21 protein-coding genes are annotated in these 20587 nt (G+C 65.1%); 9 read left to right on the top strand and 12 right to left on the bottom strand.

What is annotated here, in order from left to right; genetic code table 11:
• Window positions 1-55 precede the first annotated feature (55 nt).
• From AC1ME3_RS10090 to AC1ME3_RS10060, 7 genes are read left to right on the top strand one after another with little or no spacing between them, the layout of a single operon-like run.
• Complete coding sequence (locus AC1ME3_RS10090) at window positions 56-784, top strand: peptidylprolyl isomerase (RefSeq protein WP_136189377.1); 729 nt, start codon at window positions 56-58, stop codon at window positions 782-784.
• 7 nt (window positions 785-791) lie between these two features.
• Window positions 792-1817: a tRNA preQ1(34) S-adenosylmethionine ribosyltransferase-isomerase QueA gene (gene queA, locus AC1ME3_RS10085; protein ID WP_480953059.1), complete on the top strand. Its 1026-nt coding sequence runs from the start codon at window positions 792-794 to the stop codon at window positions 1815-1817.
• An 8-nt stretch (window positions 1818-1825) separates the two neighbouring features.
• Entirely contained in the window at window positions 1826-2281 is a 456-nt protein-coding gene (locus AC1ME3_RS10080; protein WP_480953058.1) for an EF-hand domain-containing protein, read from the top strand.
• Window position 2282: 1 nt separating this feature from the next.
• On the top strand, window positions 2283-3434 hold the full coding sequence (gene tgt, locus AC1ME3_RS10075; protein ID WP_480953057.1) for a tRNA guanosine(34) transglycosylase Tgt: 1152 nt from the start codon (window positions 2283-2285) through the stop codon (window positions 3432-3434).
• The gene (locus AC1ME3_RS10070) at window positions 3431-3628 is read left to right on the top strand and encodes a hypothetical protein (protein WP_197978314.1); all 198 of its coding nucleotides are present in this window, start codon (window positions 3431-3433) and stop codon (window positions 3626-3628) included. The genes tgt and AC1ME3_RS10070 overlap by 4 nt, the downstream gene beginning before the upstream one ends.
• A gap of 8 nt (window positions 3629-3636) precedes the next feature.
• Window positions 3637-6468 carry a M16 family metallopeptidase gene (locus AC1ME3_RS10065; RefSeq protein WP_480953056.1) on the top strand — a complete coding sequence of 944 codons (2832 nt, stop codon included), beginning with the start codon at window positions 3637-3639 and terminating at the stop codon, window positions 6466-6468.
• 15 nt (window positions 6469-6483) lie between these two features.
• Window positions 6484-7587, top strand: a complete 1104-nt coding sequence (locus tag AC1ME3_RS10060) for a cell wall hydrolase (RefSeq protein WP_480953055.1) — start codon at window positions 6484-6486, stop codon at window positions 7585-7587.
• A gap of 296 nt (window positions 7588-7883) precedes the next feature.
• On the opposite strand, the gene AC1ME3_RS10055 is transcribed toward AC1ME3_RS10060, so the two are convergent.
• The 11 genes from AC1ME3_RS10055 to uvrA form a co-directional block, all read right to left on the bottom strand.
• A complete protein-coding gene (locus AC1ME3_RS10055) occupies window positions 7884-8114 on the bottom strand; it encodes a hypothetical protein (protein WP_056060610.1) in 231 nt (76 codons plus the stop codon).
• 105 nt (window positions 8115-8219) lie between these two features.
• Window positions 8220-8432, bottom strand: a complete 213-nt coding sequence (locus AC1ME3_RS10050; protein WP_031394996.1) for a cold-shock protein — start codon at window positions 8430-8432, stop codon at window positions 8220-8222.
• Between the two features lie 278 nt (window positions 8433-8710).
• Window positions 8711-9124 (bottom strand): glycine zipper 2TM domain-containing protein, encoded by a 414-nt coding sequence (locus AC1ME3_RS10045; RefSeq protein WP_156362209.1) that lies wholly within the window; start codon window positions 9122-9124, stop codon window positions 8711-8713.
• A 77-nt stretch (window positions 9125-9201) separates the two neighbouring features.
• A complete protein-coding gene (locus AC1ME3_RS10040) occupies window positions 9202-9648 on the bottom strand; it encodes a DUF3597 domain-containing protein (RefSeq protein ID WP_480953054.1) in 447 nt (148 codons plus the stop codon).
• On the bottom strand, window positions 9645-10985 hold the full coding sequence (locus AC1ME3_RS10035; RefSeq protein ID WP_480953053.1) for a hypothetical protein: 1341 nt from the start codon (window positions 10983-10985) through the stop codon (window positions 9645-9647). Before AC1ME3_RS10035 ends, AC1ME3_RS10040 begins: the two co-directional genes overlap by 4 nt.
• Window positions 10982-11224 carry a hypothetical protein gene (locus AC1ME3_RS10030; protein WP_480953052.1) on the bottom strand — a complete coding sequence of 81 codons (243 nt, stop codon included), beginning with the start codon at window positions 11222-11224 and terminating at the stop codon, window positions 10982-10984. Before AC1ME3_RS10030 ends, AC1ME3_RS10035 begins: the two co-directional genes overlap by 4 nt.
• Window positions 11225-11750: 526 nt before the next feature.
• Window positions 11751-12080 carry a hypothetical protein gene (locus tag AC1ME3_RS10025; protein WP_480953051.1) on the bottom strand — a complete coding sequence of 110 codons (330 nt, stop codon included), beginning with the start codon at window positions 12078-12080 and terminating at the stop codon, window positions 11751-11753.
• Window positions 12081-12186: 106 nt separating this feature from the next.
• Window positions 12187-12462, bottom strand: a complete 276-nt coding sequence (locus AC1ME3_RS10020; RefSeq protein ID WP_480953050.1) for a type II toxin-antitoxin system RelE/ParE family toxin — start codon at window positions 12460-12462, stop codon at window positions 12187-12189.
• Window positions 12459-12635: a type II toxin-antitoxin system RelB family antitoxin gene (gene relB, locus AC1ME3_RS10015; RefSeq protein ID WP_480953049.1), complete on the bottom strand. Its 177-nt coding sequence runs from the start codon at window positions 12633-12635 to the stop codon at window positions 12459-12461. Before relB ends, AC1ME3_RS10020 begins: the two co-directional genes overlap by 4 nt.
• 523 nt (window positions 12636-13158) lie before the next feature.
• Window positions 13159-14076, bottom strand: a complete 918-nt coding sequence (locus AC1ME3_RS10010) for a hypothetical protein (RefSeq protein ID WP_480953048.1) — start codon at window positions 14074-14076, stop codon at window positions 13159-13161.
• A 19-nt stretch (window positions 14077-14095) separates the two neighbouring features.
• Window positions 14096-17002 (bottom strand): excinuclease ABC subunit UvrA, encoded by a 2907-nt coding sequence (uvrA, locus tag AC1ME3_RS10005; RefSeq protein WP_480953047.1) that lies wholly within the window; start codon window positions 17000-17002, stop codon window positions 14096-14098.
• Between the two features lie 203 nt (window positions 17003-17205).
• Between uvrA and AC1ME3_RS10000 the strand changes: the two genes are divergently transcribed.
• Window positions 17206-18027, top strand: a complete 822-nt coding sequence (locus AC1ME3_RS10000; protein WP_480953046.1) for an energy transducer TonB — start codon at window positions 17206-17208, stop codon at window positions 18025-18027.
• Window positions 18028-18130: 103 nt separating this feature from the next.
• Window positions 18131-18727: a hypothetical protein gene (locus AC1ME3_RS09995; RefSeq protein ID WP_480953045.1), complete on the top strand. Its 597-nt coding sequence runs from the start codon at window positions 18131-18133 to the stop codon at window positions 18725-18727.
• A 45-nt stretch (window positions 18728-18772) separates the two neighbouring features.
• Here the strand turns inward: AC1ME3_RS09995 and AC1ME3_RS09990 are convergent, their stop codons facing one another.
• Complete coding sequence (locus AC1ME3_RS09990) at window positions 18773-19924, bottom strand: GGDEF domain-containing protein (RefSeq protein ID WP_480953044.1); 1152 nt, start codon at window positions 19922-19924, stop codon at window positions 18773-18775.
• Between the last annotated feature and the right edge of the window lie 663 nt (window positions 19925-20587).

Here is a 20587-nt window from a genome sequence, read left to right as displayed (position 1 = left end):
TTGCTCTAAGTGGCGACAGCCTGGTTGCGCCGGGCCTCTTTCGAGTGGGAATTTGATGCGCTTTTTCGTCGGAATGTTCGCGTTGCTCGGGTGCCTGGTCACGGTACCGGCTGGTGCAGCGCAGAAGAAGGAAGTCGTGGCGCCTGCCGTTCGCGCGACCCCGCCCCTGACCACGGATACGCAGAACCTGCTGCTGCTCGATCTGTCGACCGGCGGGCGCGTCACGATCTGGCTTCGGCCCGACGTCGCGCCGCTGATGGTCGAGCGGATCAAGACGCTGACCCGTCAGCATTTCTATGACGGCCTCGCGTTCCACCGCGTGATCGACGGCTTCATGGCGCAGGGCGGCGATCCCAAGGGCGACGGCACCGGCGGTTCGACGCTTCCCGACGTGAAGGCGGAGTTCAACTACCTGCCGCACGTCCGTGGTGCCGTCTCTGCGGCGCGGTCGGACAAGGAGGACAGCGCGAACAGCCAGTTCTTCATCGTCTTCCAGCCGCGGTTGAGCCTCGACAAGAAGTACACCGTGTTCGGTCGCGTGCTCGACGGGATGCAGTATGTCGACGCGATCGAGCGTGGCGAGCCGCCGGCGAACCCGTCGCGGATCGTCCATGCGTACATCGCGGCGGATAATCCTCCGGCATATATGGCTGGCCCGCCCGCCCCCGCACTCGGTGCACCGGTGACGTTGCCGGGTACCGCTACGGGCCCGAACGCGGCCAAGCCAAAGCTCGCGCCGGCCGCTCGCAAGGCGCCGGTAAAGAAGGCTCCTGCAAAGAAGTGACTTCACGTTGAACGTCGACCTTTTCGACTTCGACCTGCCGACCGACAACATCGCGCTCCGCCCCGCGGCGCCGCGCGATGCTGCGCGGATGCTGGTGCTCGAAGGTAATGCGACCCAGGATGCAGGCGTATCCGACCTGCCGTCGCTGCTGCGGCGTGGCGACATGCTCGTGTTCAACGATACGCGCGTGATCCCGGCGCAGCTCGACGGGCGGCGCGGCGATGCCAAGATCGGCGCGACGCTGCACAAGCGCGAGGGGCCAAGGCGGTGGCGCGCGTTCATTCGCAACGCGCGGCGGTTGCGCGATGGCGACGTGATCGAGTTCGGCAACGGCGTCAGCGCGGCGGCGGTCAATCGCGAGGATGATGGCAGCTACGCACTGGTATTCGCCGGCGACGAACCGGTCGAACTGCTGCTGGAGCGCGCGGGCCATATGCCCCTGCCCCCGTATATCGCTGGCAAGCGCCCGACCGACGAACGCGACGCGGACGATTACCAGACGATGTTCGCGTCCGAGCCGGGCGCGGTAGCGGCGCCGACGGCGGCGTTGCACTTCACGCCGAAGTTGATGGCGGCGCTCGAGGCGGCGGGGATCGAGCATGCGACGCTGACGCTGCACGTCGGGGCGGGGACGTTCCTCCCGGTCAAGGCTACCGACACGACCGAGCACAGGATGCACGCTGAGTGGGGGCGGATTGATGCCGCCACCGCCGATCGCCTCAACGCGGTCCGCGCGAACGGTGGGCGCGTGATTGCTGTCGGGACGACGTCGCTGCGGCTGATCGAGAGCGCGACCGGCGAGGACGACGTGATCCGCCCGTTCGACGGCGACACCGCAATCTTCATCACGCCGGGATACCGGTTCCGCGGGATCGACGGGCTGATGACCAATTTCCATCTGCCGCGCTCGACCCTGTTCATGCTGGTGTCGGCGCTGATGGGGCGCGAGCGGATGCAGGCGGCGTATGCGCATGCGATCGCCGGGAAGTATCGCTTCTACAGCTATGGCGACGCCTCGCTTCTGCTGCCATGACGGGCGGCATGCTGCTCGCCCTTGCTCTTCTCCAGGCCATTACCGCCGCACCGCCGCCCGCGGGCACGCCGCAACCGCCCGCGACGATATTCGCCGAGCCTGCCGCACTGTTCATCGCCGCGTGCGATGCGAACGGTGATGGCCGCGTGACGCAGGCCGAACTCACCGCGGGCATCGCGCGGAGCTATGCCACCGCCGAGGGTGCTGCGACTGGATCGATCGGGTACATTGCCTTTGCCGACTGGGCGCAGGCTTGGCTCGGCGATCGTAACGCGTTGCCAAGCCCGTTCGAGGTCGATCGCGATGGCGACAACCGGATCACGCTGGCCGAACTCCAAGCGCGGTTCGCGCAGTTCTTCACGCGGTTCGACCGCGACAAGGATGGCGTGCTGACTCGCGCCGAACTCATCACCATCCGCGGCGCGCCGGCCGGCGATCGCTACGGCATTCGCAAGAAAAAGTAGTATGACCACCTGCCCCCGCTTCGACTTCACCATCTCCGCCACCGACGGCAAGGCACGCACCGGCGTCATCGCGATGCAGCGCGGCGACATCCGCACGCCGGCGTTCATGCCGGTCGGTACCGCCGCCACCGTCAAGGGCATGAAGCCCGCCGACGTGGTCGGTGCGGGTGCGGACATCATCCTCGGCAATACCTATCATTTGATGTTGCGGCCGGGCGCCGAGCGCGTCGCGCGGCTGGGTGGTCTGCACGCGTTCTCGGGCTGGTCGAAGCCGATCCTCACCGATTCCGGCGGCTATCAGGTTATGAGCCTCGCGGACCTGACCAAGCGGTCCGAGGAAGGCGTCTCGTTCAAGTCGCACCTGGACGGCACGCGGCATCTGCTGAGCCCCGAGCGGTCGATCGAGATCCAGCGGCTGCTCGGCTCGAACATCGTCATGGCGTTCGACGAACTTGTGCCGACGACGTCGACGCGTGAAGTGCAGGCCGCTGCAATGGAGCGATCAATGCGTTGGGCGAAGCGGTCGCGCGCCGCGTTCGATGCAGGCGAAGAGCATGCCGAGAACAATGCGATCTTCGGGATCCAGCAGGGCGCGTTGAACGAAGGGTTCCGCAAATCTTCGGCGGATGCGCTGATCGATATCGGCTTCGATGGCTATGCGGTCGGCGGGCTCGCGGTCGGGGAAGGCCAAGAGGCGATGTTCGGGTGCCTCGACTTCGCGCCGGACCAGTTGCCGGTCGAGAAGCCGCGCTACCTGATGGGCGTCGGCAAGCCGGACGACATCGTCGGCGCGGTCGAGCGTGGGATCGACATGTTCGATTGCGTGATGCCGACCAGGTCGGGCCGCACCGGCCAAGCCTTCACGCGCACCGGGCCGATCAACATCCGTAATGCGAAGTTCGCCGAGGACATGGGGCCGCTCGATCCCGCCTGCCCCTGCCCGGTCTGCGCGACCTGGGGCCGGGCGTATCTGCATCATCTGGTACGGTCGGGCGAAATGCTTGGCGCGATGCTCATGACGGAGCATAACATCTGGTTCTACGAAACGCTGATGGCGGATCTGCGGGCGGCGATCGCCTCGGGCACGCTGACGCAGTTCGCGAATGATTTCCGTGGCGTGTATGCCCGGAAGAGTGAAGGAGAGCCCAAGTGACGATCAAGATCGACAGCGATACCCCGAACGAAATCCTCGCCGCCGCGAAGGAGGCGAAGCTGCAGGCCGAAGCCGCCGCGCACAACGCCGCGGAGAAGGCCAAGAGCTGGCCGCTTGCGAAGATCGGCCTGGGCGTGGGCATCGGCTCCGCGGCGATCGCGGGCGCGGTGCTGTTCGCGAACCGCAACAAGTAAGGATCCCGATGCGCCTCCTCCGCTCCGCTTTGCTGCTGACCGCAGCTTCTTTCCCGGTAGCGGTGGGGGCGCAGACCGCACCTGCCCCGGTGCAGGTTTCGGTAAAGCCGCTCGCCTATACCGAGCGCACGCTGCCGAACGGCCTGCGGGTGTATGCGATCCGCGATACCGGTACGCCGAACGTGTCGGTGCAGGTGTGGTACGACGTCGGCTCGAAGGACGATCCCAAGGGCAAGTCCGGGTTCGCGCACATGTTCGAGCATCTGATGTTCAAGTCGACGCGCAACCTGGTGTCGGAGCAGATGGACCGGCTGACCGAGGATGTCGGCGGCTACAACAATGCGTCGACCAACGACGACTATACCAATTATTACGAGGTGATCCCGGCCAACCACCTCCAGCGACTGTTGTTCGCGGAGGCGGACCGGATGGCGAGCCTCGTCGTCGAGCCCAAGAGTTTCGGCTCGGAGCGCGACGTGGTGAAGGAGGAACTGCGCCAGAGCACGCTATCGCGGCCGTATGGCAAGTTGTTCTCGCTCTATTATCCCGCACTTGCCTATACGACGCATCCCTATGCGCGTGGGACGATCGGCAGCCTGGAAAATCTGGAAGCCGCCGGGATCGACGACGTCCGCGCATTCCATGCGACCTATTATCGGCCGGACAACGCGATCCTGGTGGTGTCGGGCAATTTCGATCCGGCGCAGTTGAACAGCTGGGTCGACCAGTATTTCGCGGGGATAAAGAAGCCGAGCGCAGCGATCCCGCGCGTGACGGTTGCCGAGCCAACGCGGACGAAGGCGGTGACGCGGACCGTGTACGAGCCGAACACGCCGCTGCCTGCGGTGCTGGTCAGCTATCATGTGCCGGCCGACCGCGATGCGGACATAGCGGCGTTGACGGTGCTGAAGGCGGTGCTGGCGACGGGCGAAAGTTCGCGGCTGTACGAGAGCGTCGTGTACCGCGACCAGCTCGCACAATCGGCCGAGGCGTTTCTGGATACCAAGCAGGCAACCGGCAACATGGTCGTCTACGCGATCCTCGCGGGCGGCAAAACGGTCGAGGCGGGCGAGGCTGCGTTGAAGCGGGAGGTCGCCCGGTTCCGCGATGCGCCGGTGACCGCGGCCGAACTCGCGGAGGCGAAGAACGAGATCCTGACCCAGTCGATCCAGTCGCGCGAGACCGCCGAGGGCAAGGCGAGCACGCTGGCGTCTGCAGTGCTGGTCGACGGCGATCCGCAGGCGGCTGACAAGCAATTGGCGGCCATCGCGCGGGTGACGGCGGCGGATATCCAGCGGGTTGCGCGGAAATACCTCGGCGACAACCAGTCGGCGACGATCCGGTACATGCCGCTTTCGGCCAAGCCTGCGGGCGGTGTCGCGGATGCGATCACGGTTGCACCGACGGTGCAGGTCGCCGACCTGAAGGCGCCGGCGAACATCGAGATCGTGACGTCTGCGCCTGACGGCCAGCGGGTCCAGCCGCCAGCGCCAAGCGCGCCGATATCGCCGACGATCCCGCAGCCTGTGGAGACGCGCCTCGCCAACGGCATGCGGCTGGTGACGGTCGAGCGGCACGACCTGCCGATCGTCACGGCGTATCTGGTGACCGCCGGTGGTGCAGCGACCGATCCGGCAAATCTTGCGGGTGTCAGCAGCCTGTCGGCGAACCTGCTCACCAAGGGCACGAAGACGCGGTCGGCGACACAGATCGCGCGTGCGGTCGAGGGACTTGGCGGGGCGATCGGCAGTTCGGCTGGCAGCGATGGCGCCGCGGTCGACGTGACGGTGAAGTCGGACCAGCTTGCGCCGGCGATGGCGATTCTCGCGGATGTCGCGATCAACCCGGCGTTTGCGCCCGAGGAGATCGAGCGCGCGCGAACGCAGCAGGTCGATGCGGTGACTCTCGCGTTGAAGGACCCAGCGCAAGTCGCGGGTCTGGTTGCGGATCGCGCCGTGCTCGGGGCGTCGCCCTATGGTGCGCCGAACGGGGGCACACCGCTGTCGCTGAAAGCGATTACGCGGGCCAATATCACGGCGGCGTATGCGCGGAGTTTCCAGCCGGGCCAGGCAACGCTGATCATGGTCGGCGACGTCACCGCGGCGCGCGCCAAGGCTTTGGCGGAGGGGCAGTTCGGTTCTTGGAAATCGACCAGCACGGCAACCGCCAACGCGCCGCAGGTCACGTACCCGAAACCTCGTGTCATCGTCGTCGACATGCCGGAAGCAGGTCAGGCGGGCGTCGTGGTTGCGCATCCTGCGATCGCGCGGTCGGATGCACGCTATTATCCGCTCGCGGTCGGCAATACCGTCCTGGGCGGCGGCTTCTCGTCGCGGTTGAACCAGGAGATCCGGATCAAGCGTGGGCTTGCGTACGGCGCGGGCAGCGGACTTGATGCGGGAAAGACGCAGGGCACGGTCGCGGCGCGGACTCAGACCAAGAACCCGACGGCAGCCGAAGTAGTGACGCTTATCGCCGCCGAAATGACGCGGATGGGGACGTCCCCCGTGCCCGCCGCAGAACTCGACACGCGCAAGGCCGTGCTCGTCGGCAATTTCGGGCGCGGGATCGAGACGACGTCGGGCGTTGCCGGGATTCTGGGCGCCTATGTCCAGAACGGCGTGCCGCTCGGCGAACTCCAGCGCTACACCGGTTCAGTGGGCGCCGTCGATCCGGCGGCGGTACAAGCCGCGGCGGTCGCGTTGCTCGATCCGGAGGCGGCGAGCATCGTCGTGGTCGGTGACGCCAAGCAGTTCATCGAACCGCTGCGCAAAGCCTATCCGAACGTCGAGGTCATCCCCGAAGCCGCGCTGAAGCTAGACACCGCAACCTTACGGTAAGCGCTCGCTGCTACGGTGACCGTCCGTCCCGCGGTGGGACGGCCTGAATCCGTGCGCGATCGGTCCGGCCAGATCGGCTATGCCCGGCTCGACAGGCAGGTACGAGGAAAGCGATTGCGCGTTAAGTTGCAGACGGTTCGGTTGATGAAGCGCATCTGGGCGGCGATGGTCGTCACGGTGCTGATCATCGGCGCCGGGATTTCTGCGCATGCTGCGCTGCGGGCGATGTCGGCGCGCGAAGCGGCGAACGACCGCAAGAGTGCCGCGTCTTCGGTCAAGGTTTCAGCCCCTGCCCCTACGCTGGCCAAGCAGGAGATCGCCGCTCCTGCGGCGGGTGTTACGGGGACCATCGATCTCCCGGATTTGCCAATACCGGCCGGTGCCACGCTCGACGCGGGCATTGTTCCCGCACGGCCCTTCTCGATGACGAGCGCATCGGCGCTGGACCGCGACCGCGCGCTGCAATGCCTCACTGCGGCGATCTATTACGAAGCCGCATCCGAGCCCGATGCGGGCCAGCAGGCGGTCGCACAGGTCATCCTCAACCGTGCGCGGCATCCTGCCTTCCCGGGAACGGTGTGTGGTGTGGTGTACCAAGGCTCGGAACATGCCGGCTGCCAGTTCAGCTTCGCCTGCGACGGCGCGATGACGCGGGTGCCGGCGCGTGCCGCATGGGTCCGCGCCGCGCGCGCGGCCGGTATGGCGCTGGCCGGGTATGTCTACGCGCCGGTCGGTTTGGCGACGCACTATCATACCTACGCCGTGACGCCTGCGTGGAACCGGAGCATGGTGATGACCGACGTCGTCGGTGCGCATTTCTTCCATCGGTGGAAGGGGTATTGGGGCACGTCTGCGGCATTCAATCAGCGTTATGCCGGCGGCGAACCGGTGCCTGGGCCGCATCTGTCCGTGCAACCGATCGTGCCGCCCACGCCTCAGATGATCGCAGCCGCCACGGCCGGTGCTGTCGCCGTCCCGGTGCCGGCTACGGTGGTAGCCACTGTTGCGCAGGCCAAGCCTGCTACTCAGGCACCGACAGTACCGGCTGCCTCCGACATGCTGCCGCCCGAATCGCAGATACTCGACCGGTGGAAGGATTCGGGTAAGCCGCTGAAATAAGTCGCCGCGACCGCTTCCAAGGTCCCGCGTCAGCGGTGTCCAACGGATACACTCTGGCAGTCAACTTGCTAGATGAAGAAGTTGGTTCGCGCAGAGGCGCAGAGGACGCGGAGGTGAAGCGTTCTGGGCTAGGTCGCGGACGTCACCTCTGATTTCGGGCACCTGCGGTTCAGCTAGAAGCTCCGCGCTCTCTGCGCCTCTGCGCGAACCATCCTGTCTAAAGGCACAAAGAAAAACCCGGGTGCATCGCTGCACCCGGGTTTCCCTTCAAACAAATCGAGCCTCGGAGATCCGGCCTATTCGGCGGGGACCATCGACGGGGTGCCGATCATCATGCGTTCGCCACCGGGAGGGGCGGCTTCGCGGGCGGCACGGAGGATCTGGGTGCGCTCTGCGCGCGATGCCATGTCGTCCCAGGCCTTTTCGGCGCGGCGGCAGCGATCGCGGACGTTGTCGAGGAGGGCGGCATCGCCGTTGCGACGCTCTTCATCAGCGCGGGCCCGGTAAAATTCTGGATTATCGGCCATGCTGGTGCGCTCCTGCGGGAAATTTCAAAGGGGTGATGCGGCGACCATGATGGCCGCCGCATCGCAACCGAGATCAGGTTGGCGGACAATAATCCGCCAGCGAGATCAATCGGCTGGCTGGAGGTTCACGGCCGACTGCTTGCCACGCTTGTCGGGCTCGAGCTCGTAGGTGACGCGCTGGTTCTGGTTCAGCGTCGGCATGCCGGCGCGCTCAACCGCGGTGATGTGCACGAATGCATCGTTGCCGCCGCCATCCGGCGCGATGAAGCCATAGCCCTTGTCGGCGTTGAAAAACTTGACGGTTCCGGTGATAGCCATGAAGTGGCTCCTTCTTAGTAGAGAGTAACCCGACGTTCGGGCGACCCGTGCCGCGGAGCAGGGAAAGAAGGAGAAAGGTGCCGCAAAGCGCCAAGAACCGTCGATATGCGACTGTAGCTGAGCGCTATATGGGCCAAGACCGCCGGAATTGCAAATCTTGCCGGTAAAATGGGTCAAGAACTGCGTCGATTTACGCAGATAATATTTTCGTGTCCGCCGCGACCGACGACGATGATTTAAAACGACCGGCGCCGATATTTCGACACCGGTCGAGGGATTTAACGGCAGCGGGTGTCGTTGCTGGAGCGATCCACCGCACGTCCGGCAAGTGCGCCGCCGGCCGCACCGAGGACGGTGCCGAGCAAGCCTGAGCCACCGGGGGCGATGACGTTGCCGAGCACGCCGCCCGCGACTCCGCCGACGATCAGGCCGGTGGTGCCGTCGTTGCGGCGGCAATAATACCGACCGTCATTGCCACGATAGACGCGGTCGTTGCGTGACAGACGGCGCTCGCGATACCGTGCATCGTCGCGGTAGTAGCGACCGGCGTCGTAGCCGCCGTACGCAGGGTCGACACGATTATAGTCGTAGGAACGATAGCGCGGGTCGACGCCGTAGCGGCTGCCTCCGTCGCCGACGCAGCCGGCAACCATGGTAGAGGCGGCCAACAGGCCCAGCATCGCAACGCGCATTTCGTGTCCTTTCAGTGGGTTGATACTGAAGGCGTAATGATCGGCGCCGGGGTTTGGTTGCCGGCGCCGAAACACCGTCAATCCTTGAGGTTGGCGGGCACGGTGCCGCCGTTCTTTGCCAGCTCACGCATCACGGCCTTGATCAGCCACATGTTCATCTCCGCGCTGCCGTCCTTCGCACCGGTATAGCCGAGCTCCGTGGCGAGCTCCTTGCGGTTGTCGAGGCTCGAATCGAGATCGAGCAGCTTCATCAGGTCGACGATCGAGGTGCGCCAGTTGAGGTCGGAACCCTTCTTCGAGGCGATACCAGAGAGGACGGCTTCGACGTCGACAGCCTGGGCGGGCGCGGCGGGCGCGGCCTGCGGAGTCGGTGCGGCGGGCGTCGGCGCGGGCTGGGCAGCGGTGGTCTGCGGCGCGGGCGCGGGCGCCGATGCGGGCGCCGCCGCGGGCGTGCCGAAATGGCCGCTGCCGAGCGGGCCGTGCTCACCGAAGATGGCGGACTTGATCTTGCTGAAGATGCTCATGGGGGTACTCCGTTGACTATGCGTATGGCGGGAGAACGCCCGGTGGCGGATTTGGGTGCAGCGTCCGCAGGCGTCGGCGCCAGATTGGGTGTGGCGTGCGATTGGCTGGGCGACGGGCCGGGCGACCGGCCGGGCGACTGGCCGGGACCGGCGCCGGACGAAGCGGCGTTACCGGGTTCGGGGTCAGGCTTTCTCGGGCGATCCGGATCGAAATTACGGGCCAGCGCCGCGACGCGCGCCATATCGGTCGCGGCGACCGCATCGACCGCGTCATCCTCGATCAGCCCGCAGCCCACCGCATAGCCGATGAACCAGCTGTCGCGGTCGGCGCCCTCGACGACGACGCGCTCGGCGGTCTCTCGGTCGTACGGCGCATCGAGGATGATCGCCTCCTCCCGGGAACATTCGCGGCTGTAACCGTCGTCGCCGAAAGTGCCGCCATTGCCTTCGTCGAAGTCGCTCAGCGGCGGGAAGCGGGTGCGCCAGGCACTGGTGAACTCGTCCCACCAGACCGGACATTCGCCGTCGGGTCCGCCCGGTTCGACGGCAGGAAGTGCAGAAAGTGCAGACGCTGGCGCAGGTGTCGCGGGCGCAGGTTTCGGGGGCACAGGTTTAACGACCGGTTCGGGTGCGAGACTAAGGAGCCCGGCGGCCTCGGCGCGCGCCCATTGCTCGGCGGTCCAGCCGGCGCGGGCGGCGGGATCGAGATCGGCGACGTCGATCTCCGACGCGAGACCCGCGTTGCTGCGAAGCCAGCGGTCCGCGCGGGCGAGTGCCACGATAGGCGCCATCCCCTCCCCTGCGTCGGACGATCGGACACGCTCGCCGAGGAACAGGCCGGCGCGCGCCGGGCCCGCATCGCGCTCGACGAGGTCGAGGAACGCGTCGAACTCGGTCGCAATCAGGCGTGCGGCGGCGTTGGTGGTCTCGCTTTCCTCGGCATGGCGATCGAGCCGGGCGAGCAGCGACATGGCGAGGCGGTTGTCGAAGCGATGGCGTTCGATCACGTCGCCGTCGGGCTTCGTGAGACGCTCGATCTGGCCGACCATCGCGCGGCAGAACAGCGCCTCGGCGACGATCGGCCGCGCGACGAGCTTGGCGGCGTCCCAGCCGAGCGCGAACGCCGCGCCCGCTGCGCGACGGCGCAGGCTGTACGCGGTGCGCGGCGAGAGGCCGACGCTGGCGGTCGCCTCGTCGACGGTGGCACCCTCGGCGATGCGTTCTAGAAAGCCGCGCTGGCGCTCGGGGGACCAGCCATCGATGCGCTGGCGATGTTGCCGCGTCAAGGAGTCGATGGGCGGCGCGTCGACACCCTGGTCCTGGAGAGCGGCGGTCACTTGCGCATGGTCCGGGCAAGCGCGGTCCAGCGGTCGCGGTTGGCGGCTATCTCTGGCGAGACGGGGATGCGGGTGCCGATCCGGCCGGCGTCGACATGCGCTTGCCAGGCCATGACGTGGCGGACCGCGTCTGGGAGATGGTCGGGGATCGGGGGCTCGTAGCGCGGCCTGGGGGCGGGCACGGCGCGCCTGGCCAAGTGGCAGGGTCGCGGATCGGCTGGAGGGGGTGCGTTTGCCATGGTCGATCCTCGCCTGAGAGAGGACCGATCAGGTATGCCGGATCGGGGTGTGTAGGACAGCGGTTTCGGTGCCCCCTCGTCATCCTGACGAAAGTCAGGACCCAGGGTTACGGGGCATGGCGCTATTGGCTCTGGGTCCTGACTTTCGTCAGGATGACGGACGGGGGATGACGGCGTGGCGTGGGTGATGGAACCAGTGCTCATCGATTACGAACACGCGTTAGCGCGCGATCTGACGCCCTCCTTGTTCTCCCGCGAAGGCGGGAGCCCAGTCTGGATCCCCGCCTTCGCGGGGAAACAGGCTTACTGGCTCGACGTACCCAACGGTCCGGCCAGCCGTGACGAAGCACGGGCGGCACCAGGATAAACTTCCACCGTCGGGCCATTCCGATCCTCCCCCGCCAGGGGGAGGTGGCACCGCAGGTGACGGAGGGGGAGGACACGCAACGAAGGTGATCGCCCCCTCCCCCTCCGTCTGGCAAGCGCCAGCCACCTCCCCCTTGCGGGGGAGGATCAGGAACGCGTCTCAGCCGAGCGTCGAGCCGCGATCCGCGGCGAACGACGGGGCCGGGCCGGTGGCGGGGCGGAGCGACTCGCGCTCGGCGTTGGTGGGGACCGCGGTGGGATCGGGGCGGAAGGCGTCCGGCGCGCGATCGGTCGCACCCGGGCGGGGCTTGTCGAGCGCGAGATCGGGCGCGGCATGCTCGGCGGGGTTGGCCTTCGAGCGCAGGAACACCGCCAGCAACGCAGCCCCGAGACCGATCGCCGCGGCCCCGATCGACAGCGCGTTGATGCCGAACGTCTTGGCGTTTGGCTTGTGGCTGGGGGCGGGCTTGTGCGGGTGAGGCTTGGTCATGGGAATGTCCTTTGATGCAGCCTCGGAAACGGACGGTCGGTGGCAGGGGTTCCGCTTTGCGCTGGCGACCGAGATGCGTCCGGGCGACAATGACGGCTGGAGATCTTCAAGGATATTGCTGGCGAGCGTGGAGGACGGCGAGGATCTCGATCGTATCGGTAACGCGGTAGACCAGCAGGTAGTTTGGATGGACCACCGCCTCACGGGTTCCGGCCAGCCTTCCGGAGCGGTAGATGTAAGGGTGGTCGGGCAGGTTCTCCGCCGCATGCATAATCGCGGCGTTCAGCCGCTCCGCGGCCGCGAAATTCCGCGCGCCGATATAATCAAGAATGTTCAATAGGTCGCCCGTCGCATCGTCCGTCCAGACGAGCGGAAGCGTCAACGTGGCTTGTGTTTGTCGAGGATCGACTGTGCCATTGCCATAACTTCAGCGTGTGGAATGCTGGGCCTGCCCGACGTCATCGCACGTTGAACCTTGTCGCGAAACCACGCATCATACGCGGCTGCGTCCTCGCTGGTCGCAAACTCCGACTCGATGGGTGTTAACGCGGGCATGTCGATATGTTACCTGCCTAAAGCTTAAAACTAAAGTTTCTTCTACTAGCATCAAATCGACAAGATCAACGACGACTGGACGGCCGAATTTTGAGAATGCTCATCGTCGCCCAAATAAGCATAATAAGAGCGGGACCTGCATAACACGACGAAAACAGTGTGATTATGTTGGCGGCCTGCAAGAATTGCCCTTGACACCTAGATGCAATTATCGACGCTATCATCATAAATGCTAACCGCCATACCGCAGATCCGAATATCTCAATAAGCTGCAAAAACGACGTGGAATTTCTAAGAATACTGAATTCGTCGGCCCGAACATGAGCAGCCAAAAATGTCGCAGCAGCGATGACGAAGCCAAGCAGCGTTGCGGCTGTTCCGAACAGCGACAAGCATACCGTCGATATGTCGCCTTGAACAACCCAGCAGAAGGGAGACCATTTTTCCGGAAAATAAAGACACAAAACTACTACCGCTAACGATAGGGCCAGATCTATTGGGCGCCTATTGTTAAGATAGAAACCTAGTCCCACAATGGGTTCCCGGCGGCAGCGGCAGAGAGCCTAGATTTTTTTGCGTCGTATGCACGTTCAATGACCCGGAACGCCTCGTCACTATTTAGGCTTCTCGATTTTGCAGATTTTCTAGCAAATATCTCTACGGAAACAAGCTTTTCCTCAAGAATATCAACAAATTTTCGAGGTTTCGATCCGTCAGAGAAGCCGCTAACCCTGAGGGAGTTAAATCTATGCCTTTCAGACGGGTTGCCTTTAACCAACTGAGCTAGTCTGCGAGCCAGTATTTTGAGACGTGCCTCAGAAGACGAATTTGCAACAAGGTCCAACACAACCTTCTCACTGCTTCCCGCGCGCTCAGCCGATTTTATTGCATCTGCAAGATGGTTGTCGGCAGTGCGGATAAGCTCACTCATATCCGGTGGGATATCGAGTTCGATGAGTCGAACACGATCTAAATCTTCCAAGACCTCAACGATATCCCTCTCAAAAAGGGCAAGGAATTTTGGCGATGTTGGGAGGTTTTGCCCCTTCAGAAAGAGATAATCGCCGAGCTTGCTAATTTTTGGGGCATCTCTGTTCGACTCAACGGCAACATGCCCATCGTCAAATATCACAATGTGGCCGACGTCGATCAGACCCGCGTTATCATCGAGGGAAAGTGTCCCTAGCACACCGTCCTTCTCAACATCCGGCAACATGTCTCTCCTCGTTCTGCCGAACCTGAGCTTGATTGGATAGCTGACGGTATCTGGGTAAACTGACAGCAGCACATTCTCAGATAGGTCCTGTTGATATCGGCCTTGATCGTGAAATTCTAAACGGCCAATTTGGCTAGCCGTCTCGGGAAGCAGAGCCTTGATGTCTGAGAAATGCTCTATCCGATAGAAGAAGACTTTCCGTGCTACTTGCCCCTCGTCAGCCATTCAAAGCTCCCCACTTCTATTATGTAGCAACCATCGTAGCGGTTCCGCGCTTCTCCAGCAACGGCGCCAAATACTTCCCCGTAAAGCTGCCCTTCGCCTTCGCCACCTTCTCCGGCGTGCCCTCCGCGACGATCTCGCCGCCCTTGACGCCGCCTTCTGGCCCTAAGTCGAGGACCCAGTCGGCGGTCTTGATGACGTCGAGATTGTGTTCGATCACGACGACCGTGTTGCCTTGCTCGACCAGCGCGTGGAGGACTTCGAGCAGTTTGCGCACGTCCTCGAAATGGAGCCCGGTGGTGGGTTCGTCGAGGATGTAGAGCGTGTTGCCGGTGGCGCGGCGCGAGAGTTCCTTGGCGAGCTTGACGCGTTGCGCTTCGCCGCCCGAGAGCGTCGTCGCCTGCTGGCCGACCTTGACGTAGCCGAGGCCGACCTCGACCAGCATCGCCATCTTGTCGCGGATCGGGGGGACCGCCTTGAAGAACTCGGCGGCATCCTCGACCGTCATGTCGAGCACGTCGGCGATCGAATGGCCCTTGAACTTCACCTCGAGCGTCTCGCGATTGTAGCGCGCGCCGTGACAGACGTCGCAGGTGACGTAGACGTCGGGGAGGAAGTGCATCTCGATCTTGAGCACGCCGTCGCCCTGGCACGCCTCGCAGCGGCCGCCCTTGACGTTGAAGCTGAAGCGGCCGGGCTTGTAGCCGCGCGCCTGCGATTCCGGCAGGCCGGCGAACCAGTCGCGAATCTGCGTGAAGCTGCCGGTATAGGTGGCGGGGTTGCTGCGCGGGGTGCGGCCGATCGGCGACTGGTCTATGTCGATGACCTTGTCGAGATACTGGAGGCCGGTGATCTTGTCGTGCTTGCCCTGGACGATGCGCGCGCCGTTCAGCTCGCGTGCGGCGGCGGCGTAGAGCGTGTCGATCGTGAAGCTCGACTTGCCCGAACCGGAGACGCCGGTGATGCAGGTGAAGGTGCCGAGCGGCAGGCTGGCGGTGACCCCGCGCAGGTTGTTGGCGACCGCGTTGTGGACGGTGAGCTTCTTGCCGTTGCCTTTCCGTCGCGTGGTTGGGACCGGCACCTCGCGCGTGCCGTTGAGATAGTCGGCGGTGATGCTGCCCTTCGACTTGAGGATCTGCTTCAGCGTGCCCTGCGCGACGACCTGGCCGCCGCGGACGCCGGCGCCGGGGCCCATGTCGATGATGTAGTCGGCGGTGCGGATCGCGTCCTCGTCATGCTCGACGACGAGCACGGTGTTGCCGAGATCGCGCAGACGGCGGAGCGTCTTGAGGAGCATGTCGTTGTCGCGCTGGTGCAGGCCGATCGAGGGCTCGTCGAGGACGTAGAGCACGCCGGACAGGCCGCTGCCGATCTGGCTCGCGAGGCGGATGCGCTGGGACTCGCCGCCTGAGAGCGTGCCGCTGGTGCGGTCGAGGTTGAGGTAATCCAGGCCGACATTGTTAAGGAAGCCCAAGCGCTCGACGATCTCCTTGAGGATGCGTTCGGCGATCGCGTTCTGCTGGTCGCCGAGGTGCTGCGGCATGTCGGTGAAGAACTGGAGCGCGTCGACTACCGAGAGATGCGTGGCGTAGGAGATGTCCTTCATCGCGATCTTGACCGCGAGCGCTTCAGGTTTCAGGCGCGCGCCGCCGCAGACTTCGCAGGGGGCGGCGGACTGGTACTTGCTCAGTTCCTCGCGCATCCAGGCCGAGTCGGTCTGGAGCATGCGGCGATTGAGGTTGCCGATGACGCCCTCGAACGGCTTCGAGACGTCGTATTTCTTCTTGCCGTCGATGAAGGTGAGCGTGACGGGCTTGCCCTTCGAGCCGTGCAGGATGGTGCTCTGGACCTCCGGCGGGAGGTCGGACCAGGGGGTCTCGATGTCGAACTTGAACTCGCGCGCGAGGCTGCCGAGGACCTGCATGTAATAAGGCGACGGTGGGTTGGATTTCGCCCAGGGGACGACCGCGCCCTTCTTGATGCTGAGCATGTGGTTGGGGACGACGAGGTCTTCGTCGAACAGCAGTTTCTCGCCGAGGCCGTCGCAGGCCGGGCACGCGCCTTGCGGGGCGTTGAACGAAAACAGGCGCGGCTCGATCTCGGAGATGGTGAAGCCGCTGACCGGGCAGGCGAATTTTTCGCTAAAGACGATGCGGCCGTCGGGGGCGTTGTTGCCGAGGATTTCCGACTTGGGGGTGTGCGGCTCGACCGGGTCGGCGGGGTCGACATAAGCGAGGCCGTCGGCGAGTTTCAGCGCGGTTTCGAACGACTCTGCGAGGCGCGTGGCGATCTCGCCGCCGACGACGAGGCGGTCGACGACAACTTCGATATCGTGCTTGTACTTCTTGTCGAGCGCGGGGGCTTCGTCGATGTCGTGGATCGTGCCGTCGATGCGGACGCGCGCGAAGCCCGCCTTCTGCCACTCGGCGAGTTCCTTGCGGTACTCACCCTTACGGCCGCGAACGACGGGGGCGAGCAGGTACAGGCGCGTGCCCTCGGGGAGCGCCATGACGCGGTCGACCATCTGGCTGACGGTCTGCGCGGCGATGGGTTCTCCGGTCGCGGGCGAATACGGGATGCCGACGCGCGCCCATAACAGGCGCATATAGTCGTAGATTTCGGTGACGGTGGCGACGGTCGAGCGCGGGTTGCGCGACGTCGTCTTCTGCTCGATCGAGATCGCGGGCGAGAGGCCCTCGATGTGGTCGACATCGGGCTTCTGCATCAGTTCGAGGAACTGGCGGGCGTAGGCGGACAGGCTCTCGACGTAGCGGCGCTGGCCCTCGGCGTAGATCGTGTCGAAGGCGAGGCTCGACTTGCCCGAGCCCGAGAGGCCGGTGATCACCGTGAGCGTGTCGCGGGGGATGTCGATGTCGACGTCCTTGAGGTTGTGCTCGCGCGCGCCGCGTACGGAAATCTTGGTCAGCATGAGGCTGGTTCTACTTCTGTTCTGATCGGGAGACTAGTGGGAGAGATAGGAATGCATGAGGCCGGGTGCCAGTTCATCCGGGACGATCGATTGCGCAACGGGTGATCTAGGCGTCGATGCGGCTTGCAACCGGGCGGCGGATTTCAGAGAACCGGCGAACGTGACGGGGTGCAAGGGGATGATGCGATGACGAGTATTTCCGGATGCCGCTGATGCTGGCGCTGGCCGCCGCCGCTGCGCTGGCCGAGCCGACCGCGGCCGTGCCGTTGACGCCGGCGGGCAAGTGGAACGTCGATTATGGCGCGACCGCCTGCATGCTCGGCCGCACCTATGGCACGGGCAAGGCGGAGACGATTCTCGCGCTGCGTCGGCTGCCGCTGGCATCGACGCTCGAGCTGATGGTCTACACCAATGATCGTAGCGTAACGATGCGGCTGGGGCAGGCGAAGATCGGCATAGTCGGCGGGGGATCGGATGACAGCCGGTACGAGAGTTATCCGACCCAGGCTTCGGGCAAGCGGATGACGCGCATGCAGGTCGATGCCACGCTGTTCGAAACGCTGCCCGCCGATGCCGTCCTGCGCATCGCCCCGGACAAGATGTCGGGCTGGGCGTTCGCGATGCCAAGTGCGGAGGCGGCGTTCGAGGCCCTGGCCAAATGCAATGATTCGACGGCCAAGCAGTGGGGCATCGACCCGACCGAACGCGCGAAGATCGCCCAGCCTGCCAAGGCGACGACGCGGCCCGAATACTGGATCGGACCCGACGATTACCCGAGGACGATCGTGGGCAAGGGTGCGCAGGGGACGTCGACGGTCCTGTGGACGATCGGCCTCGATGGGCGGGTTGCCGATTGCCGGCCCGTGGTGACGAGCGGCGAGGTCGAACTCGACAAGGCGGCCTGTAGCGCGATCATGCGGCATGCGCGCTACACGCCCGCGCTTGGCTTCGACGGCAAGCCGATGGTCAGCCACGCGACGCAAAAGGTGACGTGGCGATTGCCGGGCGCCTGGTCCGGCAACTGAGCGACCGTCGCGGTTGGACGGGGCGAAGGCGCCGGGGTTGCACTCCGGTATCGGTGTATTATCTTGTTCGTACACACAGACGCGGAATGGCACAGAGGACGACATGGGCAAGAAGAAGGACGAGCGGAAGCGGCGCGAGCGCGAGGCCGAGATGGCGGCGGCTCAGGGGCACTCGGGTGCTGGGCATGAGGGCCATGAAGGCCATGCCCATGACGGACACGCGCATAATGCGCACAAGCATGAGGGCCGGAAGCACGAGGGTCGCAAGCATGACGGCGGGGCGCCGTTCGCGGGGATCGCTGCGACTATCGCGCGACAGATGGGGACGCCGGTCGGACGGCAGATGATCGCGGCGGGGCTGATGGCCGCGGCGACGGCGATCTCGAAGCATGATGCGAAGTCGAGCGCTCGGCCTACGCCGCCTACGCCGCCGACGCCCCCTGCCCCGCCTTCCCCTGCCTCGCCCTCGGCACAGGCTGAGCCTGCAGCGTCGAAGGTCGAGCCGGACGTGGCGACGGAGTCGACCAAGCCGCAGGGCAATGGTCCGTTTGCCGGGGAGACGCGGGAGCCGCCACGGAGCGAGACGAACGCGCTGCCGCCGGAATTCGCCAAGGTGCTGGACTCGGTTACGGTGGGGTTGGAGCGATTGTTCGTCGGGTTCGGCAAGCCGACCGCGAAGAAGGACCCGCCTGCCGCTTGAGTGTGCAGGGCCGCGACGCCGCGCGTGGCGTTGCGGTCCGGCGGCTCAGGCTGCCTTTATGTAGATGGCGGGTTGGCGGCGGTCGCCCTTAGCGAGGTACATCGCGCGGTCGGCGCCTGCGATGAGGTCGACGATCGGCGTGTCGGGCTCGCCTTCGACGACGCCGATGCTGACGCCGAGCGTGCCATGCGTGGCCATGCGCGGTGCCATAGCCTGCGCAAACCGGGTGGCGATACGGTTGCCGATCATGGTCGCCTGCGCCGCCGGGATGTCGGGCAGCACGCAGACGAACTCGTCACCGCCCCAACGGATCAGGTGGCCTTGTCGGCCGACGGTGTCGTGGGCGATCTCTGCAAAGCTGCGGAGTGCGGCGTCGCCGGCGGCGTGGCCGAGCGTGTCGTTGAGCGTCTTGAAGCGATCCAGATCGAGCATCATCACCGTCAACATGCGCGGCGCATGGCGGCTGGCGAAGGTCTGCGCGATGCGGTCCAGGCCGGCGCGGTTGAACGCACCGGTGAGCCAGTCGCGCTCCATCTGATCGAGCAGCAGGTTCTGGCCGCGCTCGGCCTGGAGGATCAGGAGCGAGAAGGCGCGGAAGATGATGAAGGCGATCTGGCCGGCCGCGAGCCATGCGCCGAGATCGTCGTGACGGCCGGTCAACTGCGTGCCGATGCGGTCGCCGTAAGCGAGCCAGGCGCGGCCGAGGAACATCGGTATGGTGACCGCGAACAGCGCGGCGACGATCCAGCCGGTCTGTAGCGAGTCACGGCGCGCGAGACGGATGGCGACGATCACCACGACGAGGTCGAACCCGGCGCGGATGACGCTGAGATAGGCGACGCGGAGGTGGAAATGCGCCGGGTCGTGCGTGAACCAGAGGGGCAGGCCAAGGACCGCGGCGATTCCCAGCAACGACGTCAGGCGCGCGTCGGGGCGACTGAACTTCACGACCGCGCCGGCGATCAGCGCATAGCCCATCACCACCGCGGGGTTGCCGATGCTGGGCGCCCAGGGGAGGCCGATCCGATCGTTGAGCACCGCCATCAGTGCGCCGCACCCCGCGATCAGGTGGCCGGCGCCCCATAAGCCTGCCCATGATCCGAACCGACCGGTCGCGAGGGGGATGAGGTGGATAAACCCGGCGACCAGCATGCCAAGGCCTGCGACGACGTAGAGAGTAGAGAGATCGAGCGCCACGGAGACCTGCTTGTTCGTTCATTGCGCGGACTAATAGGTTGGCTTTGCTAAGGATTGGTTCCGGTTGGGGGGCGGGGGCGGAAGTTTGCAGGTTTTGGGTTGGGGTGGGTTGGGGGTTGTGCGCGGGTGGCGATGAGGGGCGGGGCGGTACCCAGGCGATAGGCGATGCCGAGGGCGGATGCGGTGGGTGTGCCAAGAATGTTTCCCCGCGAAGGCGGGGACCCAGACTGGGCTCCCGCTTTCGCGGGAGAACAGGGAGGCGGGCGGTATCGTTTGGGGCGGAGTGGCTCTGGCTTGACCGGCGTTGACGGGAGTTTCGTGCACGCCACTCCAGATTGCGCCCAGTTGTCGCGTTCCCTCCCCCCGTCATTCCGGCGGACGTCAGGTCCCATGGTCGCGAACCGGGTCATGCTAGCGTGATATCGCTGGGGCCAACGTAACCGTGGGTCCCGGCGTTCGCCGGGATGACGGATGGGGGGTGCGGGTGGACGGGGCCTGGGGCGTGGGGCGAACTAGCGAACTGCGGCAACATCCATCCCCCTGATATCCATCTCCCCGATCGAACTTAACCTTTGCCCCTTTGCCTTCGCCCTCAACTTTCGCGCTGCAACGGAGAGAGGGCGCCGGTGGATTGCCACCGACGCCCTCTCGAACTTACTTCAC

The sequence above is a fragment of the Sphingomonas sp. BL2 genome, assembly GCF_056680015.1.
Note: the sequence above shows the minus strand (reverse complement) of the source record. Positions and strands in the feature narration are given on the sequence as shown.